The organism is Halomonas sp. RT37 (assembly GCF_040070525.1).
GTDB lineage: Bacteria > Pseudomonadota > Gammaproteobacteria > Pseudomonadales > Halomonadaceae > Halomonas > Halomonas litopenaei.
Map to the genome: position 1 here is coordinate 4,200,742 of NZ_CP098827.1, position 15,976 is coordinate 4,216,717.

General features: G+C 64.8%; 16 protein-coding genes. 3 read left to right on the forward strand and 13 right to left on the reverse strand.

The window, feature by feature from the left end:
* Window positions 1–7: 7 nt before the first annotated feature.
* The 8 genes from NFG58_RS18205 to NFG58_RS18240 all read right to left on the reverse strand — a co-directional run bounded on the left by NFG58_RS18205 (window position 8) and on the right by NFG58_RS18240 (window position 8,236).
* Window positions 8–1,480 carry a mannitol dehydrogenase family protein gene (locus NFG58_RS18205; RefSeq protein ID WP_108450155.1) on the reverse strand — a complete coding sequence of 491 codons (1,473 nt, stop codon included), beginning with the start codon at window positions 1,478–1,480 and terminating at the stop codon, window positions 8–10.
* 60 nt (window positions 1,481–1,540) lie between these two features.
* Window positions 1,541–2,164 (reverse strand): nucleoside triphosphate hydrolase, encoded by a 624-nt coding sequence (locus NFG58_RS18210; RefSeq protein WP_108132238.1) that lies wholly within the window; start codon window positions 2,162–2,164, stop codon window positions 1,541–1,543.
* A 25-nt stretch (window positions 2,165–2,189) separates the two neighbouring features.
* Window positions 2,190–2,993 carry an L-iditol 2-dehydrogenase gene (locus NFG58_RS18215; protein ID WP_348827130.1) on the reverse strand — a complete coding sequence of 268 codons (804 nt, stop codon included), beginning with the start codon at window positions 2,991–2,993 and terminating at the stop codon, window positions 2,190–2,192.
* Window positions 2,990–3,670, reverse strand: a complete 681-nt coding sequence (locus NFG58_RS18220; RefSeq protein WP_348827131.1) for an HAD-IA family hydrolase — start codon at window positions 3,668–3,670, stop codon at window positions 2,990–2,992. The genes NFG58_RS18215 and NFG58_RS18220 overlap by 4 nt, the downstream gene beginning before the upstream one ends.
* A gap of 9 nt (window positions 3,671–3,679) precedes the next feature.
* Window positions 3,680–4,822, reverse strand: coding sequence for a sn-glycerol-3-phosphate ABC transporter ATP-binding protein UgpC (gene ugpC, locus NFG58_RS18225; protein ID WP_045991259.1), 1,143 nt, complete (start codon window positions 4,820–4,822; stop codon window positions 3,680–3,682).
* A 137-nt stretch (window positions 4,823–4,959) separates the two neighbouring features.
* A complete protein-coding gene (locus NFG58_RS18230) occupies window positions 4,960–5,850 on the reverse strand; it encodes a carbohydrate ABC transporter permease (protein WP_045991260.1) in 891 nt (296 codons plus the stop codon).
* Between the two features lie 56 nt (window positions 5,851–5,906).
* Window positions 5,907–6,797, reverse strand: a complete 891-nt coding sequence (locus tag NFG58_RS18235; RefSeq protein ID WP_348827132.1) for a sugar ABC transporter permease — start codon at window positions 6,795–6,797, stop codon at window positions 5,907–5,909.
* Window positions 6,798–6,886: 89 nt separating this feature from the next.
* A complete protein-coding gene (locus tag NFG58_RS18240; protein WP_108450158.1) occupies window positions 6,887–8,236 on the reverse strand; it encodes a sugar ABC transporter substrate-binding protein in 1,350 nt (449 codons plus the stop codon).
* Window positions 8,237–8,988: 752 nt separating this feature from the next.
* Here NFG58_RS18240 and NFG58_RS18245 point away from each other — a divergent pair.
* Entirely contained in the window at window positions 8,989–10,296 is a 1,308-nt protein-coding gene (locus tag NFG58_RS18245) for an MFS transporter (RefSeq protein ID WP_348827134.1), read from the forward strand.
* A 139-nt stretch (window positions 10,297–10,435) separates the two neighbouring features.
* Here NFG58_RS18245 and NFG58_RS18250 read toward each other — a convergent pair whose 3' ends face one another.
* The 4 genes from NFG58_RS18250 to NFG58_RS18265 form a co-directional block, all read right to left on the reverse strand.
* Window positions 10,436–11,395, reverse strand: a complete 960-nt coding sequence (locus tag NFG58_RS18250; RefSeq protein WP_045994626.1) for a sugar-binding transcriptional regulator — start codon at window positions 11,393–11,395, stop codon at window positions 10,436–10,438.
* A 68-nt stretch (window positions 11,396–11,463) separates the two neighbouring features.
* Window positions 11,464–12,819: a HAMP domain-containing sensor histidine kinase gene (locus NFG58_RS18255; RefSeq protein WP_348827135.1), complete on the reverse strand. Its 1,356-nt coding sequence runs from the start codon at window positions 12,817–12,819 to the stop codon at window positions 11,464–11,466.
* Window positions 12,816–13,493, reverse strand: a complete 678-nt coding sequence (locus NFG58_RS18260; RefSeq protein ID WP_045994628.1) for a response regulator transcription factor — start codon at window positions 13,491–13,493, stop codon at window positions 12,816–12,818. Before NFG58_RS18260 ends, NFG58_RS18255 begins: the two co-directional genes overlap by 4 nt.
* Before the next feature lie 48 nt (window positions 13,494–13,541).
* Window positions 13,542–13,931 (reverse strand): PepSY domain-containing protein, encoded by a 390-nt coding sequence (locus tag NFG58_RS18265; RefSeq protein WP_348827136.1) that lies wholly within the window; start codon window positions 13,929–13,931, stop codon window positions 13,542–13,544.
* A 167-nt stretch (window positions 13,932–14,098) separates the two neighbouring features.
* Here NFG58_RS18265 and NFG58_RS18270 point away from each other — a divergent pair, with 167 nt between their 5' ends.
* A complete protein-coding gene (locus tag NFG58_RS18270) occupies window positions 14,099–14,578 on the forward strand; it encodes a PepSY domain-containing protein (RefSeq protein ID WP_348827137.1) in 480 nt (159 codons plus the stop codon).
* On the forward strand, window positions 14,568–14,921 hold the full coding sequence (locus NFG58_RS18275) for a hypothetical protein (protein WP_045994631.1): 354 nt from the start codon (window positions 14,568–14,570) through the stop codon (window positions 14,919–14,921). Before NFG58_RS18270 ends, NFG58_RS18275 begins: the two co-directional genes overlap by 11 nt.
* A 34-nt stretch (window positions 14,922–14,955) precedes the next feature.
* On the opposite strand, the gene NFG58_RS18280 is transcribed toward NFG58_RS18275, so the two are convergent.
* A complete protein-coding gene (locus NFG58_RS18280) occupies window positions 14,956–15,801 on the reverse strand; it encodes an ion transporter (protein ID WP_240184326.1) in 846 nt (281 codons plus the stop codon).
* Window positions 15,802–15,976: the final 175 nt, after the last annotated feature.

Consider the following 15,976-nt stretch of genomic DNA (forward strand, 5'->3'; position numbering starts at 1 on the left):
CGGTGGGTCAGGACGCCAGCGCCTCCAGGGTCGCCCTGGCGCCCTTGTCCTGCAACAGCTTCAACGCCTCGACGTAGGCCACCACGAAGCGCGGCGAGTCGGCGAGATCCCCGAACAGCTCACGGTTCTCGATAAAGGCAGTGGGGTGCTCGCGCTGGGAACCGGCGAGCTCGGTCAGCCGATCCTTCCAGCGATCGACGATCACGATGGGCTGGCCCTGCTCGTCCACGCCTTCGGCGTAGCGCGCCCAGCTTGCCACCACCGCGGCAGAACGCTTGAGTTCGCCGCCGTGTTCGAGCTGGTGACGAATGACCGGCAACAGCCACTTCGGGATTCGGTCCGAGCTTTCAGCACAAAGCCGCGATAGCGTGTCTCTCACCTCGGGATTGGCGAAGCGCTCGATCAGGGTGTGCCGGTACTGATCGAGATCGACGCCAGGGACCGGAGGCAGTGTCGGGCTGCCCTCCTCGGCCATGTAGCCAAGCAGGAAGTCGATGAACAGCGGATCCTGACAGACCTCATGGGCGTAACGATAGCCGGCCAGATAGCCGACATAGCAAAGCGCCTGGTGGCCTGCGTTGAGCAACCTGAGCTTCATCAGCTCGTAGGGCTCGACGTCCTCGACCAGCTGCACGCCGACCTCATCAAACGCCGGTCGGTCACTGGCAAAATGATCCTCCAGCACCCATTGGGTGAAGGGTTCGCAGATCACCGGCCAGGCGTCTTCCAGTCCGAAGCGCTCGGAAAGCTCCTCGATGTCGCCCGGCGTGGTCATCGGTGTGATGCGATCGACCATTGAACTGGGGAAAGGCACTTCCGCCTCGACGTACTGCCCGAGCGCGCGATCACGAGCGTAGGCAAAGGCCGTGAACATGCGCCTCGCCACCTCGCCGTTGCCCGGGATGTTGTCGCAGGACATCACCGTGAAGGGCGGGATGCCGCGCTCGCGCCGGCGCTCGATCGCCGCCACGATCAAGCCAAAACTGGTACGCGGACGCTCGGGGTTGCACAGGTCATACACCACCTCGGCGGCATCGAGATCGAACTCGCCGGTGACCGGGTGGACGTTGTAGCCGCCCTCGGTCACCGTCAACGAGACGATCCGGATGGTCGGGTCCGACAGTGTCTCTATCACCGCCTCGGGGTCGTCCGGCGCGAAGCGGTAATCGATGATCGAACCGATGACGCGGGGTTCCAGCGCGCCATCGGGATGCTTGACCACCAGGGTATAGAGGTGGTCCTGGCTGGCCAGCGCCTCCTGCATGCGCTTGTCGCCTGGCATCACGCCGATGCCGACGATACCCCAGTCATGGGCCTGCCCGGCTTCCATCAGACGATCCAGGTACATGGCCTGATGGGCCCGATGAAAACCGCCGACGCCGAAATGGGCGATGCCCGGTGTCAGCGCCCGACGATCGTAGCTGGGCACCGAGATATGCGGAGCGAGGCCAGCCAGTTCCGCGTTGCAAAGTCGTGTCATGAAGGCTCTCCGCCAGATGAACAATGAGAAAGCAGAGCCGCTTTCCAAAAATGGGATTGGCTAGTGCCAGTGGAGATCGGCGGTGATCGAGCGGGTCTTGATCAGGCGCGCGTTGAGCATGTCCTTGTCCCGGGTCTTGGCGATGGCCCCGGCCTGGTCCTGGCCCATGCCGAGCCAGCGCTCGATCAATCGCTGCTCGAGCACCGTATCGGCGACCTCGAGAAACAGGCTGAAGTCGAAGTAGTCCGCCAGCGCCGGCCAGGGCCCGTGATCCAGCAGCAGGTAGTTGCCCTCGACGATCAGCACCCGATGACCGGGCGTGATCACCCGAGCACCGGCACGCGCCAGGTCCAGCGGTCGGTCGAATACCGGTACGGCCACGTCCCGGTCGGCTCGCTTCAGCCGCGCCAGGTCATGGCGCAGGCCATCCACATCGAAGGTTTCCGGCGCGCCCTTGATGGGCAGCAGCCCCTGCGATTCCAGCACGCCGTTGTCGAAGTGATAGCCATCCATGGGCACCACCTCGGCGACGCCGGGTTGCCGCTCGTTGAGCTGACGCGCCAGCCAGGCGGAGCGAAAGGACTTGCCGGCCCCCGGCGGGCCGGCCAGAGCAACGATATAGCGCGCCCTGCCCTCGCTGCGCGTCAGCAGTTCGTCAGCGATCGCTTCCATGGTGGGGGTCATCTGTCACCTCGCTCGTGCCCGTGGCTCAACTCATCCAATTGCCGCCATCGACGTTCAGGGTCTGGGCGATGACATAGTCGCTGTCGGCGCTGGCCAGAAACACCGCAGCGCCGGCGTAATCGTCCGGTCGCCCCATGCGGCCACAGGGCACCGCCTCGCCGACCAGTCGCTTCTTCTCGCCGAGGGGGCGTCCCTCGTAGCGGGCGAACAGGGCGTCGACCTCGTCCCACATGGGGGTATCGACCACCCCCGGGGCGATAGCGTTGACACGGATACCGTGGCGAATCAGGTCCAGCGCGCAGGACTGGGTCAGACTGATCACCGCTGCCTTGGTGGCGCAATAGGTGCTGACCAGAGGCTCGCCACGCCGCCCGGCCTGGGAGGCCATATTGATGACGACACCGCCACGTTTCGCCTCGACCATCGCCCTGGCCACCGCCTGCAGGGTGAAGAACAGCCCCTTGACGTTGACCGCGAACTGGCGCTCGAAGTCGGCCTCATCCACCTCGAGCACCGGCGCCATGCCAAATACCGCCGCATTATTGACCAGCACGTCGATAGCGCCAAAACGTTTCTCTACCTTTCGAACCATAGCAGTGATGGCGGTGTTGTCGCGGACATCCAGCGCAGTACCCATCGCACGCTCACGGTCGAAACCTTCCAGCGCCTCGTCGATGGCCTCGCTGTCGACATCCGCGATCACCACGCGCGCGCCCTCCTCGGCGTAACGCCGGGCGATGGCGAGCCCGATCCCGCGTGCACCACCGGTGATCACGGCGGTCTTGTCCTGGAGCTTGCCCGCCACCGGGCCAACAGAGGCGTCTTTCATACGCTGGCCTGCTGACGCTGCTGCCAGTTGGACACCAGGGCGGGCAATTGCGCCATATGGGTCATCACCTGCCACACACCGAGTTGGCTGAGCCGTTCGGCGTGATCGGCGGGCAGATGGCTTGCCCCGACGAAGCCGATGACCGTCATGCCGGCGGCCAGCGCGGCGCTGGCACCGGCGATGGAGTCCTCGACCACCAGGCAGGCACCAGGGCTGACCCCCAGGGTCTCGGCGGCCAGCAGGTAGACACCGGGATCGGGCTTGGGCTTGTCGACCTGCTCGGCACAGAAGATCGGCGCCGTGCCCAGTACCTGATCCAGACCGGTACGCGACAACGAGGCGACGACCCGCTGACGACGACTGTTGGAGACCACCGCCTTGGTACCGGGAATCGCCGCCAGCGCCTGCGCCACGCCATCGATGGCGGTGAGTTCGCGAGCGAGGCGGGCGTCGATCTCGTCGTCGAGCAGGGCCAGCGCCTCCTTGGGCAGCGCGTGGGCGCTCTGGCCGTCGAGAAGCTCGAGAATCGCCGCGGTGGTGCGGCCCAGGGCTTCATTCAGGGCCGCCTCTACGTCGAGGTCGGGTAGCCACTCGGCCAGCCGATCGGCCAGGGTCGCCTCGGCGATCACCTCACTGTCCACCAGCACGCCATCGCAGTCGAAGATCAGGGTCGTCATGGTCGCTCCTCAGGCTTCCGCGGTACTGGCGGCACGATTGTCCTGGCGGGTCAGCGATGCCAGCGGGTGACGCTCCAGGCTTGCCAGCGCCAGACCCTGCTCACCGAACAGATGTGCCCGGCCCGGCTCGAAGCCGAAGCGAATCTCGTCTCCCACCCGGTGGGTCACGTCGCCATCCACCATCAGCGTCAGCAAGTCGCCGTCCATCTCCACGTACAGCGAGGTCTGTCCGCCCAGCCGCTCGATCACGCTGACGCTGGCCTTCAGCGGTCCCTGGTCGTCGAGCATCAGATGCTCGGGACGGATGCCGAGCTCCAGCGCCTGGCCCTGGGCCACCTCGTCGCCTTCCACCGGCACCTTGACGGTATCGCCGCCCGGCACACGCACCTCGACCCCCTGGGCGTCGCCGGCAACGGCCTCGACCTTCAGGAAGTTCATCTTGGGCGAGCCGATGAACCCCGCCACGAAACGATTGCGCGGATGGTGATACAGCTCCATCGGCGAGCCGACCTGTTCCACCACGCCGCCCTGGAGCACCACGATCTTGTCGGCCATGGTCATGGCCTCGATCTGGTCATGGGTCACATAGATCATGGTCGCCTTGAGCTCTTCGTGCAGACGCGCCAGTTCGATGCGCATCTGTACCCGAAGCGCCGCATCCAGGTTGGACAATGGCTCGTCGAACAGGAAGATGCTGGGGTTGCGCACGATGGCGCGGCCGATCGCCACACGCTGGCGCTGACCGCCGGAAAGCGCCTTGGGCTTGCGCTCGAGTAGGGGCTCCAGCTGCAGGATCTTCGCCGCGTCCAGCACTTTCTGGCGGCGTTCCTGCTGGGACACCCCCGCCAGCTTGAGGCTGAAGCCCATGTTGTCCTCCACCGTCATGTGGGGGTACAGCGCATAGCTCTGGAACACCATGGCCAGCCCCCGCTCCGCCGGCCCCAGGTCGTTGACCCGCTGGCCGTCGATGACGATATCGCCGTCACTGGTGCTTTCGAGTCCCGCGATCATCCGCAAAAGGGTCGACTTGCCGCAGCCGGACGGGCCGACGAAGACCACGAATTCCTGGTCCTTGACCTCCAGATCGACGCCCTTGATGACGTGGGTGTCGCCGAAGCTCTTGACCACCTGGTTGAGTGTCAGTGTTGCCATCTTGTTGTCCTCGAAGTTCTGTCAGGGGCGCCTCGGCGCCGCCTGAAATATCTGTCTGCCGGTGCGTCGTTCACCGCGCCGAAGATCGGTTTTTTCATCGCGCCGAAGGCCGGTCACCTCACCGCGCCGAAGATCGCTCACTTCACCGCGCCAAAGGTCAGACCACGGACCATTTGCTTCTGAGTCAACCAACCAAAAATCAGGATCGGCGCGATGGCCATGGTCGAGGCCGCCGACAGCTTGGCCCAGAACAGTCCCTCGGGGCTGGAGAAGGAAGCGATGTAGGCGGTCAACGGCGCCGCCTGAGAGGTGGTCAGGTTCAGGCTCCAGAAGGCCTCGTTCCAGCTCAGGATCACCGACAGCAATCCGGTGGAAGCGATCCCCGGCAGGGTCAGCGGCAGCAGCAGGTACCACACCTCCTGGAAGGTGCTGGCACCGTCCATGCGGCCCGCTTCCAGAATCTCCCTGGGCAGGTCCTTGAAGAAGGTGTAAAGCATCCACACCACGATCGGCAGGTTCATCAAGGTGTAGACGATGGTCAGGCCGATGCGGGTATCGAGCAGGCCGAAGTCGCGAAACAGCAGATAGATCGGTACCAGCACGCCCACCGAGGGCAGCATCTTGGTGGACAGCATCCACAGCAGGGTGCCCTTGGTGCGCTTGGTCGGCAAAAAGGCCATGGCATAGGCCGAGGGCACTGCGATCAACAGCGCCAGCAGGGTCGAACCAAAGGAAACGACAACGCTGTTCCAGGCGAACTTGAGATAGTCGGCCCGCTCCTGTACCTCGACATAGCTTTCCAGTGTCGGGGTGAAGATCAGGCTGGGATCGGCGATGGCCTCGGCTTCGGTCTTGAAGCCGGTGACGATCATCCAGAAGATCGGAAAGAAGATGATCAGGGCCACGCCCCAGCCCAGCAGGGTGATGCCGAACTTGCGCCTGCGCTGGGCGCGCAGGGCCGAGGCACCTCGCCCGGCGTCGGCGACCGGCGCCTTGACGCTGTCGCCGGTGGTAGTGGTGGTGGTCATGTGGTGCACCTCGTCAGCTTGTTGTTGGTCGATGGGTCGTCAGCGGCCGCAAGGCGCTACTGCTCGAGGTTCTTGGCCACCATGCGCACCAGGAAGATGGCGACGATGTTGGCCAGGATGATGGCGATGACGCCGCCGGCGGAGGCGGTGCCCACGTCGAAGTCGAGCAGCGCGCGGATGTAGATCAGGTAGGCCAGGTTGGTGGTGGCCAGCCCCGGTCCACCCGAGGTGGTGACGAAGATTTCGGCAAAGATCGTCAGCAGGAAGATCATCTCGATCATCACCACCACGCTGATGGCACGCTTCAGGTGCGGCAGGGTGATGTAGAAGAAGATCGCCACCGGGCCCGCACCATCCATGCGTGCTGCCTCGACCTGATCGTCATCCAGCGACTGCATCGCGGTCAGCAGGATCAGCAGCGCAAAGGGCAGCCACTGCCAGGACACGATGATGATGATCGAGGTCAGCGGCAGGCTCGAGAACCAGTCCACCGCCGGCAGCCCCAGGCTCTCGGCGAGCCAGGCGAATACGCCGTTGGCCGGGTGCATCATCATGTTCTTCCACACCAGGGCGCTGTCCGTGGGCATCACGAAGAACGGCGAGATCGCCAGCACTCGGGCGACGCCGCGCCCCATGAAGTCCTGCTGGAACAGCACCGCCAGCAGGGTGCCACCGACCACGGTGATGGCCAGTACCCAGCCCACCAGCAGCAGGGTGGTGCCCATCGCCGACCACAGCGCCGGGTCGGTCAGCAGGTATTCGTAGTTCTCGAAACCGGCAAAGCCGGTCATGCTCGGCATCAACAGGTTGTAGCGCTGAAACGAGAACCAGACGGTCATCGCCAGCGGCACGATCATCCACAGCAGCAGCAGAGTAACGGCCGGCGCCTGCAGCGAGAGGGTGCGAAGCCCTCCGACGGTGCGCCCGGAAGTACGGTTCTTGTTCATGGGAGATCACGCTTGGTCAGGCCTGCGGGGTAAGTCCGCAGGCGATCGGAGCCAGGGGCCGACCGTGGAGGCCGGCCCACGAACGAGCTTCAGTCGGTATAGCCGGCGCGCTTCATGGTGCGCTCGGTGGCCCGCTGGGCGGCGGACAACGCCTGCTCGACGCTGGTCTCGCCGGTCAGGGCCGAGGCCACCATCTGGCCGACCTGGGTGCCGATGGCCTGGAACTCGGGGATGCCGACGAACTGGACGCCCACGTAGGGGTTCGGCTCGAGGCTCGAGTCGAGCGGGTCGGCCTTGCTGATGGCGTCGACCACGAAGCTGGCGAAGGGCGCGGCCTCGATGTACTCGGCGTTGTCGTAGGTGGACTGGCGGGTGCCGGGGGGCACGCTGGTCCAGCCTTCACGCTCGCCGACCAAGGCCACGTATTCAGGCGAGGTGGCCCAGGTCACGAACTGACGAGCCGCATCCTTGGCATCCGAAGAAGCGGGGATGGCCAGCGCCCAGGCCCACAGCCAGTGAGAGCCCTTGGGGGTCTCGGCCACCGGCGCCGGGGCGAAGCCAAGCTGGTCGGCGACCTGGGACTCATCGGCATCGAACAGCTTGCCCGCCGCCGAGGTGGCGTCCACCCACATGGCGCAGTTGCCGCGCGAGAACAGCGCCAGGTTTTCGTTGAAGCCGTTGGAGCTGGCACCGGCCGGACCGTAGTTGTCGAGCAGGTCGACGTAGAAGGCGACCGCCTCCTGCCAGGCCGGGCTGTCGATCTGGGCGTTCCAGTCCATGTCGAACCAGCGGCCGCCGAAGGTGTTGGTCAGGGTGGAAACGAAGGCCATGTTCTCGCCCCAGCCCGGCTTGCCACGCAGACAGATGCCGGCCACTTCGCCGTCGTCGTCGTGCAGGGCTTCTGCCCAGTCACGCACCTGGCTCCAGGTGGGCTGCTCGGGCATCTCGATACCGGCCTCGGCGAACAGATCCTTGCGGTAGTAGAGCATCGAGCTTTCGGCGTAGAACGGCAGCGCGTAGAGGCTACCTTCGTGACTCAGGCCATCGCGCACGGGTCCCAGCAGGTCATCGACCTGATAGCTCTCGGGCAGATCATCCAGCGGCTCGAGCCAGCCCCGCTCGGCCCAGATCGGGGCCTCGTAACTGCCGATGGTCATGACGTCGAACTGGCCACCCTGGGTGGCGATATCCGTGGTCATGCGCTGACGCAGCACGTTCTCTTCCAGTACCACCCAGTCGAGGGTGATGTCCGGATGCGCCTTCTCGAACGCTTCGGTCAGGCTCTGCATGATCACCATGTCGTTGTTGTTGACGGTAGCCACGGTGATGGTCTCGGCCTGGGCGGCTGACGCGCCCAGCGACAGCACCAGCGCACTTGCCGGCACCAGCGGCCTGGACAGCGCCGCGCAAAGAGGACGGAGGGTGTAAGACGGCTTCATGGCGCACTCCTGATCGTTACCCGCTTGGCGGGGATATTGTTGTACCGCCGACGCGAATCCTCGGACTCGTCGTGGTGGTCGGGCATTGCGTGCATCCGAGCAAGCCAACGCTGCGGATACCTCACCCAGAAAATGATCAATCAAATCACTTGATGATCAAATGATCGAACACAGCCACACAAAACGCAAAGCCGATAGCTTTAGACTTTAGCGGTACACGGACGCCTTTCAGCCCCTGCCCCGGCAACCACTCATCGACGTAAATCAGCCAAACGTCTGGCCTTCACCGAGCTCGCACAAAACAGCAAATATTAGATATTCAGCCTCTTCATTACCTTGTTGTTTAAAGGCTTTTCATCTTCCCATGGTATTTTCCCGCCCCTGGCTTCAGCCTGGCCCCTTACCTCGAAAAGCCGTTGTAACAGTCAGCACTTTCTTTAAAATCAATCGACTAACCCAATACTCTCCTTATTTTCCATATATAGAAATCTTATTCCCTATATGGAATAAAATTGACGCTCTCAGACCCGCCTCCTAGGCTTCGATCGATCGCTGATCCGGCAGTTCGATGCGTCCTTTGCGGCACTTCTGCAGATCCACCGCGCGACCTGTCATTTATTTCCCTGCCTTCTCGTCCGGTGCCCCGGGGCCCTTGCGTGAAGCGCCGGCCAGGGCCTCGCCGAGCATGCCTGCAGGCCCCACGCCACCACGCATGCCACGCCAATCGATCCTGGATCGAGGGAGCCACAACAATGACAGACCACGCTGCTCTGCCTCCGGCCATCGCCAACAAGTCCAATCGCAAGCGCTACTTCCAGTTCAGTCTGATGCTGCTGGCGGCAGGGTCCATCTATCCCCTGCTCTACCTGCGCCAGAATTTCGAAACACCGATCCTCGAGGTCTTCAACATCACCTCGAGTGAACTCGGTAACTTCTATTCCATGCTGGGTGTCGTGTTCTTCCTGTGCTACCTGCCCAGCGGCTGGCTCGCCGACAAGTTCTCGCCCCGCCTGCTGGTGACGGTCTCCATGGCCGGCACCGGGCTGCTCGGATTACTGTTCGCGACCATCCCTTCCGGCGTCATGCTGACGATGGTGTTTCTCGGCTGGGGCCTGACCTCGGGGCTGACCTTCTGGTCGGCGATGCTGAAGGGGGTGAAGATGCTGGCCAAGAAAGACGAGCAGGGTCGCTTCTTCGGTATCCTCGATGGCGGGCGCGGACTGATCGAGGCGATCCTGGCGACCATTGCGATCAGCCTGTTCGCGTACTACCTCAACGACCAGCAGGACAACACCACCGAGGCGCTCAAGGTGGTGGTCTACATGTATTCGTTCACCTGTCTGGTGATCGCCGCCTTGACCTTCATCTTCTTCACTCGCCATGACGGCTCAGAGATACGCGCCAAGAAGATCAAGACCAGCGGCAATGTACTCGCCGACCTCAAGCATCTGGCGTCGATTCCGGCGCTGTGGCTGGTTGCGCTTATCATCCTGTGCGGCTACCAGCTGTTCTGGGCGACCTATTCCTTCTCGGCCTATGTCCAGGAGGGATATGGCGTCACCGCCGTCGCCGCCGGCGCCATCACCGTGGCCAAGCTGTGGATGCGCCCTATCGGCGGCATCACCGCCGGCTTTCTCGGTGACCGCTTCGGCAAGACCAATGTGCTGGCACTGCTGTTCCTGGGCGCCACCGCCTTTCTGGCCACCTTGATCCTGATGCCGACCTCGGTGGGCACGGTGGCCTTGCTGGCGGTGGTGCTGATGATCGGTGTGCTCACCTATGCGTTGCGCGGACTGTACTGGGCGATACTCGATGACTGCGATATTTCCATGGAGGTGGCGGGACTGGCCATCGGCGTAATCTCGCTGCTCGCCTACACCCCGGACATCTTCCTGCCGCAGATCTACAGCTTCCTGTCGGCACGCTTCGAGGCGGTCACCGCCTACCAGCTGTACTTCGGCTACATCGCCTGCATGGGCATCGTCGGGATGCTGGCATCGCTCAAGCTCAAGGCGATCACCGCGCGCAAGGAGCAGCAGTTGCAGCACCAGCAGGCGTGAAGGCAAGCAGGCCAGATCCACACGAAGTGACGAAGAAGCGCATCAGACAACACCCTCGCGCCCCGGCGAGCCGCCGGGGCGCGAGGGTGTCAGGAAGGGGGCCAGGCAAAGGCGCTCGACGATACAGCAGCCGTGCTGCCTAGATTTGCGAGGAAAGGCGCTCGACGATATAGCGCGCCGCCTGATCGTCGGTGATCAGACTGGTCAGCCAGCCGCCGCGTAGCGCGGCCAGGATGGCCGGCCCCTTGTCGCGGCCACCGGCCACCGCCACCATCGCCTGACGCTTCAGCGTGGTCAGCGGCAGGCTGGTCACTCGCTGACTGGTGGAACAGTCGATCAACCGGCCATCGGCATCCATCGGCCAGCCCACCAGCTCTCCCACGGCGTCCAGCGCCAGCAGCTCGTCGAGTTCCGACTCGCTGATGAAATGATCCTGAAACAGCGTCGCCTGGCGATCGATCCGCCCTACCCCGACGAAGGCCGCGCTGGCCTGCTCGGCCACCTCGCCGATGGCGCGAAACAGCGGCTGTGCCGCCAGCGCCCGCTTCTCCTCGACCGAACTGGCGACCACCGGCGTCGGCAGCAGGTAGCGCTCGCCGCCGGTCTTGTCCGCCGCCACCATGACCCCGTCGTAGCGGTTGGACGAGCCGTCCCTGGCCACGTTGCCGACCAGCGAGACGAAGCGATGACGTGGACGGTCGATCCGGCTCAGGGCCTCCACGGTCGCACGAATCGAGCGGCCGGAGCCCAGCGACAGGGTCTGCGGCTCGCTGCGCTCGATGATGCGTGACAGACGCTCGGCGCCGGCCACAGCCAGGTAGGGGGTACTGTCCTCGGCGGTGGCGGACGCAGGCACCACGTCGCAGTAGTCCAGTTCGAAACGTTCACGGATGGCCTGGGACAGTGCGGTGCAGTGGGCCACGGGGTGGTCGATATGGACCTTGACCAGGCCTTCCTGCCTGGCCAGCGCCAGCAGTCGCTGCACGCCCGGACGGGAGACCCCAAGCTGTGCGGCGATCTCATCCTGTGTCTGTCCACCCACATAGGAAAGCCAGGCGGCTCGTGCGGCCTGGTCCAGCTTGACCTCGAACTTGTCCACGCATCGTCTCTCTGGCTGATCGAACAGCCTGCATCATCGCAAGCCAGGGACACCGGCACAACGCAGGCTTACTCGGCCGGCGCCTTTTCCAGCAAGCCGCCGGGCAGCGTGACGCTTACCCTCAGTCCACCGAGCGCCGCGCGATCCAGGGTCATCGTACCGCCGTACAGTGACACCAGTTCCTCGACGATGGAAAGCCCCAGCCCACTGCCGGGGCGGCGCTCATCCAGACGCACGCCGCGCTTGAGTACCGCCTCACGCTCTTGCGCGCTCATGCCCGGACCGTCATCTTCCAGACGCAGGCGCACGCTGTCCCCTTCGAGCCAGAGATCGAGCTCGACCCGGGTGCGCGCCCAGTCGATGGCATTCTCCAGCAGGTTGCCGGTCAGCTCCTGCAGATCGTTGGGATCGATGCGCAGCGCCAGCCCATCCGCCACGCGGGTCTCGAGACGGATACCGCGACGCGTTGCCAGCCGAGACAGGCCGTCCAGCACCGGCGCCAGCACCCTGGCCAGACGTACCCTGGCGGCCAGGGCGGCGCTGCCGACGGCGCTGGCACGGGCCAGGTGGTGGCGCACGGCAGCATCGATACGTCCTAGCTCCTGGCGCATCCTGGCTCGCTCGGTCTCGGGAAGGCGTTCCGCCTGGGTCATCAACACGCTGACCGGCGTCTTGAGCGCGTGGGCCAGATTGCCGGCGGTGGCGCGACCGCGCTCGATCAGCCGCCGGTCATGGTCGAGCACCTCGTTCATGGTCACCGCCAGTTCCGCGAGCTCGGTCGGCAGCCGGGTATCGAGGCGCTCCCGCTGGCCGCCCTTGACCGCCGCCAGATCCGCGTGAAGCGACCTCAAGGGCGCCAGCCCCCAGCGGATCTGCAGCGCCAGACCGGTCAGCAACAGCACGCCGAGCCCCAGCAGCGACAGCCATAGCAGCCATTCGAAGCGTGCCACTTCGGCATCGAGCTCCTGACGGCTGACCGCCAGGCTGACGTGAACGGGGTGGGGATGCCCCGACAGCCTGAGGGAACGCTCGACCAGCCTCAGCCGCTGCCCACGAGGCCCTTCGATGGTGCGCCAGACGGTGTCCGGGGAGGCGGTGATCGGCAGGCGCTGATCCCATAGCGAACGTGAGCCCCGGGAAAGGCGCTCGCCGTCGCTGATCTGCCAGTACCAACCGGAGAACACCTGATCGAAGCGCGCATCGCCGAGACTGTCGTTGACCACCAGGGCACCGCTCTGGGGATCCCGATCCAGGGCCGCCAGCAGCACCCGGTGCATCGACGACAGGCGTTCGTCGAACGAGGCCGAGGCGGATTCGCGAAAGCTGTAGGACAGCCCACCGCCGACCAGCGGCAGGATCACCAGCACCAGCACCAGCGACGCCAGCAGCAGCCGCCGGGTCAGCGAACCGCGCGGCGGCGTCACGGCGCATCCTCTCCCGCCGGGGTCACCAGGCGATAGCCCTCGCCGCGTCGTGTCTCGATCCGCTCGCTGCCGAGCTTGCGCCGCAGGCGACTGATCTGGACGTCGATGACGTTGGAATCGGGTTCATGGTCACGGTCGTAGACGTGCTCGGCCAGCTCGGCGCGACTGACCACCCGCTCGCGGGCATGCATCAGGTAGGACAACAACCGTGACTCCTGAGCCGTCAGCGCCACCGGCCTGCCGGCCAGCGTCACGGCCCCCGTGTGGGTGTCGAAGCTGAGCGCCCCGGCGCTGAGCACCGGGTGGGCGTGGCCGTGGCTGCGGCGCACCAGGGCCCGCAGCCGAAACATGACTTCGGCGGTCTCGAAGGGTTTGGTGACGTAGTCGTCGGCCCCGGCAGAAAAGCCCGCAGCCTTGTCGGACCAGCGCTCTCGCGCGGTCAGCACCAGCACCGGCAGGTCGATGTCGTCGTCGCGCCACTGGGCCAGCCAGCGGGTGCCATCGCCATCCGGCAGTCCCAGGTCGAGCACGACTGCGTCGTAGCGCTCGGTGCGCAGCAGAAAATCCGCCTCGCCTCCGGTCGCCGCGACCTCCACCAGCAGCCCGCCTTCCTCGAGGGAGGCGGCGAGCGCTTCGCTCAGCGCCTGGTCATCCTCGACCAGCAGAATCTTCATGCCACGCCTCCTCCGGCGTCATCCCTGTATTGCGGTGATCCCCGCGGGCTAGTCGGCGTCGCGCGGCGCTGGGCGCTGCATGGCATCGATGCCGACCCCTTCGATGCTCAACAGCTCACCACTGCCTGCGTCGAACTCGAACTCCACGACCTGTCCCTGGGCGCCGACCAGTTCGATCTCGTAGAGGATTCTGCCGTCGTCACGTTCGAGCTCCACTTCGAGCACCTGCCCGTCGTAGCGCTCATCGAGCCAGTCCAGCAGCGTCGGCAACGCCACCAGCCGGCCCTCACGCACCTCCTGGTGCAAGTCACGCCAGTCGTCATCCGCGCGGGCGAAACGGATTCCCAGCGACTCGCTCGCCAGTGCCGCGAGGCTGACGTCGTCGCTCGGGCGCGGGGCCTGGGCCAGGCTCGCGGCCATCACGGACGTGCATAGCAAGAAAAGTGTCTTGGAGGTCATGAGGCGAAGTCTGACCCACTGCAGATGAATGAAAGATGAACGATCCCGTCAGGCTGGCGACAGGTCCCCCCTGTCAGGATGGTCCCACTCGCCGAGATCACCAAGCACACGGTGAGCTTACCTCAACAGCGAATGGAGTCCCCAGCATGAACAAGACTGTCACCCTGAGCCTGGCCGCCCTGACCTTGAGCGGTACCCTCGCCACCAACGCCATGGCCGACGATGAAGCCGTCAACCGGGAGGAGATCGACCGCCTGCTGGCCAGCACCGGGGAGTACGGCTTCACCCACTACGATGAGCTGGATATCGACGACGGCGATCGTTTCGAGGCGGAAGGCTGGCGCGACGACGGCTGGCGCCTGGACGTCGACATGGACCTCAGCGACGGCAGCCTGCTGGGCGAACAGCGGCGCCAGAGCGAGATTCCGACCTGGAGCCTCAGCGGCGACGATGTCGGCAAGGCGCTGGACGCCGCCCAGTCGGCCGGCCTGGAACTGTTCAGCTCGCTGGATGTCGACCGTACAGGTGATATCGAGATCGAAGGCTACGACGCCCAGCACCAGGAGCTCGAGGTCCGCCTCGATCGCCATACCCTTGACGTGACCGGAGTCCAGCATGACGACTGATCATTCCTTCAGCACCGACGACTACCAGCACAACGCCGCCTGGAGGGCGGCGTCCCGTTGGCAGCAACGCGCTCGCCAGGCACGCCCCACCCGCCGGATGGGTGGCTTCAAGCTGGCTCTCGCCACCCTGGTCGGCGCCGTCACCCTGGTGCTGGCCACCATGATGGCCCTGGTGCTGAGCCTGGTGGGACTGGCGCTGATGCCGCTGGTGCGTCACCGCATGAAGAAGCGCATGGAGGCCTACCGCGCCGATCATGCCGACGACATCACGCCTGGGGCGACCACCCGAGCCCCCGGCCAGGACGATGCCCGCGTGTGGGAAGGCCAGTATGAGGTCAAGTGAAGCACCCGGCGGGCGATGCAGCGACGAGTGCGCGTCACTCGCGCGGATCGCCTCCCGGCAGCCGTTCGGGACCGGGCTCGGGCACCTGATCAGACCCGCCTGCCCTGTCTTCGCGGGCAACCTGCCCGCTTGACGGGGCGTCGCTGCTGGCATCGAGTGCCCCCCTCAGGGCCACCACCTCGGCCTTGAGTTCTCGCACCTCGCGGTGCAACTCTCGCAGCATGTCTCGATTGACCCGATGCAGCCGTTCGGACTCGTCCTCCTGATCATCGATGAACAGTGAACCGACGTAGGCCGCGAAGCTACCGAACAGACCCACACCGGCCACCATCAACAGCGCCGCCACCACCCGTCCCAGCGACGTCACCGGATAGTAATCGCCGTACCCCACCGTGGTGACGGTGACGAAGGCCCACCACAGCGCCTCCTCGGCGGTATCGATGGCACTTTCCGGGTTGGGGCCTTCCACCACCAGGATCACCACCGAGCCGAAGATCAACAGCAGTACCGTGGCCGAGGCCACCGAGGCGAAGATGCCCTTGGCCTTGTTGCGAAACAGCAGGTTCCAGATCAGGTGTACCGACTTGATCGCGCGCAGCATGCGGATGATCTGCACTACGCGCACCAGACGGCCAGCCATCAAGAAGCTCACCGGGATACTCGCCAGCAGATCGATCCAGCCCCAGCGCATAAAGCGCCACTTGCTTTCCGCACGGTGGAAACGGATGCAGAAGTCGGCAAAGAAGAAGCCGCAGACCACCAGGTCCAGCTTGAAAATCAGGTCATCGACCTCCGGCGGCAGGTCATTCAGCTCCTGCACCGCCATGGCACCAAGCACGTAAAAGGAGAGGATCAGAATCAGGATCTGAAATGGGGTCAAGCTCTCTTGTTTCATGGGGTTCGACATCGACCGGGAAGCAGAATCACGACCTTACGCGATGCACCGGAAGCTGCCTAGCGGCAGGACACGCCCCGAGCCCTCACCAGGTCAACGTCGACCCATTGCACCTTTCCCTGTCGATGCCCCGATGTCGGTATTGCCCCTGACCGAGAGC

Excerpts from the sequence above, each read along its gene's own strand:
- NFG58_RS18205 (WP_108450155.1), bottom strand. The coding sequence starts at position 1,480 with ATGACACGACTTTGCAACGCGGAACTGGCTGGCCTCGCTCCGCATATC.
- NFG58_RS18210 (WP_108132238.1), bottom strand. The coding sequence starts at position 2,164 with ATGACCCCCACCATGGAAGCGATCGCTGACGAACTGCTGACGCGCAGC.
- NFG58_RS18215 (WP_348827130.1), bottom strand. The coding sequence starts at position 2,993 with ATGAAAGACGCCTCTGTTGGCCCGGTGGCGGGCAAGCTCCAGGACAAG.
- NFG58_RS18220 (WP_348827131.1), bottom strand. The coding sequence starts at position 3,670 with ATGACGACCCTGATCTTCGACTGCGATGGCGTGCTGGTGGACAGTGAG.
- ugpC (WP_045991259.1), bottom strand. The coding sequence starts at position 4,822 with ATGGCAACACTGACACTCAACCAGGTGGTCAAGAGCTTCGGCGACACC.
- NFG58_RS18230 (WP_045991260.1), bottom strand. The coding sequence starts at position 5,850 with ATGACCACCACCACTACCACCGGCGACAGCGTCAAGGCGCCGGTCGCC.
- NFG58_RS18235 (WP_348827132.1), bottom strand. The coding sequence starts at position 6,797 with ATGAACAAGAACCGTACTTCCGGGCGCACCGTCGGAGGGCTTCGCACC.
- NFG58_RS18240 (WP_108450158.1), bottom strand. The coding sequence starts at position 8,236 with ATGAAGCCGTCTTACACCCTCCGTCCTCTTTGCGCGGCGCTGTCCAGG.
- NFG58_RS18245 (WP_348827134.1), top strand. The coding sequence starts at position 8,989 with ATGACAGACCACGCTGCTCTGCCTCCGGCCATCGCCAACAAGTCCAAT.
- NFG58_RS18260 (WP_045994628.1), bottom strand. The coding sequence starts at position 13,493 with ATGAAGATTCTGCTGGTCGAGGATGACCAGGCGCTGAGCGAAGCGCTC.
- NFG58_RS18270 (WP_348827137.1), top strand. The coding sequence starts at position 14,099 with ATGAACAAGACTGTCACCCTGAGCCTGGCCGCCCTGACCTTGAGCGGT.
- NFG58_RS18275 (WP_045994631.1), top strand. The coding sequence starts at position 14,568 with ATGACGACTGATCATTCCTTCAGCACCGACGACTACCAGCACAACGCC.